This is a genomic window from Streptomyces sp. WAC 04229 (assembly GCF_003947455.1).
GTDB lineage: Bacteria > Actinomycetota > Actinomycetes > Streptomycetales > Streptomycetaceae > Streptomyces.
The window spans coordinates 1-3348 of the sequence record NZ_QHJH01000347.1; the positions used below are offsets into that span (position 1 = coordinate 1).

3 protein-coding genes are annotated in these 3348 nt (G+C 74.0%); all 3 read left to right on the forward strand.

What is annotated here, in order from left to right; genetic code table 11:
- Positions 1-443, forward strand: a 443-nt coding sequence (locus DMH12_RS37870) for a CbiX/SirB N-terminal domain-containing protein (protein WP_312023999.1), incomplete at its 5' end; no start/stop codon positions are given.
- 123 nt (positions 444-566) lie between these two features.
- Positions 567-1841 (forward strand): deoxyguanosinetriphosphate triphosphohydrolase, encoded by a 1275-nt coding sequence (locus tag DMH12_RS37875; RefSeq protein ID WP_125495788.1) that lies wholly within the window; start codon positions 567-569, stop codon positions 1839-1841.
- A gap of 145 nt (positions 1842-1986) precedes the next feature.
- Positions 1987-3252, forward strand: coding sequence for an NAD(P)/FAD-dependent oxidoreductase (locus DMH12_RS37880; RefSeq protein WP_125495789.1), 1266 nt, complete (start codon positions 1987-1989; stop codon positions 3250-3252).
- Positions 3253-3348 lie beyond the last annotated feature (96 nt).

The following is a 3348-nucleotide window of genomic DNA, read 5'->3' on the forward strand; positions in this document are numbered from 1 at the left end:
GCCCGCACCCCCTGCTCGTGGACGCCCTCCACGCCCGCCTGCTGGAGGCCGGCTGGCCCACCCGGGCCCTCCGGGACGCCGCCGTCGTCCTCGCCTCCGCGGGCTCCCGCGACCCGGACTCCAGGACCGACACGACCCGCACCGCGTCCCTCCTCGCCGCCCGCCTCGGCGTCCCGGTCCTCCCCGCCTACGCCTCGGCGTCGTCCCCCACCGTTCCGGACGCCGTCCGCACCCTGACGTCCCGGGGCCACCGCCGAGTGGCCGTCGCCTCCTACTTCACGGCCCCGGGCCGCTTCGCGACGGAGTGCGCGGCAGCGGCCCCGTGGATCGCGTCGTCCCCCCTGGGCACCCACCCGGCCATGGCCCACCTGCTCCTGCACCGCTACGACGAGGCGGTGAAGGCCGACGGCGACTTGAGATCCCGGCTACTAGCAACCCCCTAGGGGCGCGGGGCCGTATCGATGTGCGGCTCCGCCGCGCGGGCGCGACCAGCCACGATCTGCCCGCACCCGCGCGACCACCGAACCCGGCAGACGCGTCCGCCCCCACCGCTTAATGTTCATCACATGGAAGGCACAGACACCCCACCCCCCTACGACCCGACGTCAGTCGCCCGCTGGGCCCCCGAGCCGGACAAACGCCCCGGCCGCACCGCCTTCCAACGCGACCGCGCCCGCATCCTCCACTCCGCCGCCCTGCGCCGCCTCGCCGGCAAGACCCAGGTCGTCACCCCGGGCGAGGGAAGCCCCATGTGGGACGCCAGCCCCCGTACCCGCCTCACCCACTCCCTGGAGTGCGCCCAGGTCGGCCGCGAACTCGGCGCCGCCCTCGGCTGCGACCCCGACCTCGTGGAGGCCGCCTGCCTCTCCCACGACCTCGGCCACCCGCCCTTCGGGCACAACGGCGAACTGGCGCTCAACACGTTCGCCGAGGACTGCGGCGGCTTCGAGGGAAACGCCCAGTCCCTGCGGCTGCTCACCCGCATCGAGCCCAAGCGGTTCACCGAGGACGGCTCCGTCGGCCTCAACCTCACCCGCGCCACCCTCGACGCCGCCACCAAGTACCCCTGGCCCCGCGGCGCCCACCCCACCGACCCGGCCTCACGCAAGTTCGGCGTCTACGACGACGACCGGCCCGTCTTCGAGTGGCTCCGCAAGGACGCCCCCGGCGCCCGCACCTGCTTCGAGGCCCAGGTCATGGACTGGGCGGACGACGTGGCGTACTCCGTGCACGACGTCGAGGACGGCCTGCACGCCGGCCACATCGACCCGAACTGCCTGCTCGCCGACCCCGAGCGCGAGGCCGTCTTCGAGGCCGCCGTCGGCCGCTACGTCCCCGAGGGCACCGACCACGCCGAACTCGCCGACGCCCTCGACCGGCTCCTCGCCCAGGACTGGTGGCCGCACGGCTACGACGGCTCGGCCGTCGCCCAGGCCCGCCTGAAGGACGCCACCAGCCAGCTCATCGGCCGGTTCTGCCTGGCCGCCGAGACCGCCACCCGGGCCGCGTACGGCGACGGCCGGCTCACCCGGTACACCGCCGAACTGGTCGTCCCGAGGGAGACCCAGCTGGAGTGCGCCGTCCTCAAGGCGGTCGCCGTCCGGTACGTCATGCAGCGCACCGAACAGGAGGCGCTCCGCGCCGACCAGCGGATCGTCGTCGCCGAACTGGCCGAGGCGCTCACCGCCCGCGCCCCCGACGGACTCGACCCGCAGTTCCGCGCCCTGTTCGACGCGGCCGCCGACGACCGGGCCCGCAAACGGGTGATCGTCGACCAGATCGCCTCCCTCACCGACGCCTCGGCCCGCTCGCTTCACGCCCGCCTGACAGGGCATCCATGAGACTGGTGGGACAGGTGTGACCCGACGGACCGCGAAGCTCCGGAAACCGGACGCTCCGTGGCCTGATCGGGTCGCTCCCTCTTCCCGCACCACGCCACGTGCGGGACGCTCGCATGTGGCGGCACCCTGACGAGGAGGCAGACAAGTGGTCGACGCGGATCAGACATTCGTCATCGTCGGAGGCGGCCTGGCGGGCGCGAAGGCGGCCGAGACGCTCCGCACGGAGGGCTTCACCGGCCGGGTGATCCTCATCTGCGACGAACGCGACCACCCCTACGAGCGCCCCCCGCTGTCCAAGGGCTACCTCCTCGGCAAGGAGGAGCGCGACAGCGTCTTCGTGCACGAGCCCGCCTGGTACGCCCGGCACGACATCGAGCTGCACCTCGGCCAGACCGTCGTCGCGATCGACCGCGCCGCCAAGACCGTCCACTACGGCGACGACGGCACCCACGTCAGCTACGACAAGCTGCTCCTCGCGACCGGCGCCGAGCCCCGCCGCCTCGACGTCCCCGGCACCGACCTCGCCGGCGTCCACCACCTGCGCCGCCTCGCCCACGCCGAGCGCCTCAAGGGCGTCCTCGCCTCCCTCGGCCGGGACAACGGCCACCTCGTCATCGCCGGCGCCGGCTGGATCGGCCTGGAGGTCGCGGCGGCGGCCCGCGAGTACGGGGCGGAGGTCACCGTCGTCGAGCCCGGCCCGACCCCGCTGCACGGCGTCCTCGGTCCCGAGCTGGGCGCCGTCTTCGCCGAGCTGCACGAGTCGCACGGGGTGCGCTTCCGCTTCGGCGTGGCGCTGACCGAGATCGTCGGCCAGGACGGCATGGTGCTGGCCGCCCGCACCGACGACGGCGAGGAGCACCCGGCGCACGACGTGCTCGCCGCGATCGGCGCCGCCCCGCGCGCCGCGCTCGCGCAGGCGGCCGGGCTGGAGATCGCCGACCGGGCGCACGGCGGCGGCATCGTCGTCGACGAGCACCTGCGCACCTCCGACCCCGACATCTACGCGGCCGGCGACGTGGCCTCCTTCCACCACGCCCTCTACGACACCAGCCTGCGCGTCGAGCACTGGGCCAACGCGCTGAACGGCGGCCCGGCGGCGGCCCGCGCGATGCTCGGCCGGGGCACGGCCCACGACCGCGTCCCCTACTTCTTCACCGACCAGTACGACCTGGGCATGGAGTACTCCGGCTGGGCGCCCGCGGGGTCGTACGACGAGGTGGTGATCCGCGGGGACGCGGCGAAGCGCGAGTTCATCGCCTTCTGGGTGAAGGAGGGCCGCGTGCTGGCCGGGATGAACGTCAACGTGTGGGACGTCACGGAGCCGATCCAGCAGCTGATCCGCTCGAAGGCCCAGGTGGACACGGAGGCGCTGGCGAACCCGCACGTATCCCTGGAAAGCCTCATCGCATAGCTGTCGTACCGCCCCCCCCGGCCGCGATTCCCGGGGGACAACCCCCAGGCCCCCGGGAATCGCGGCCGGGGGGGGCGGTACGACAGCTATGCGATG

Coding starts and splice junctions, on each gene's coding strand:
- DMH12_RS37875 (WP_125495788.1), top strand. CDS start 567: ATGGAAGGCACAGACACCCCACCCCCCTACGACCCGACGTCAGTCGCC.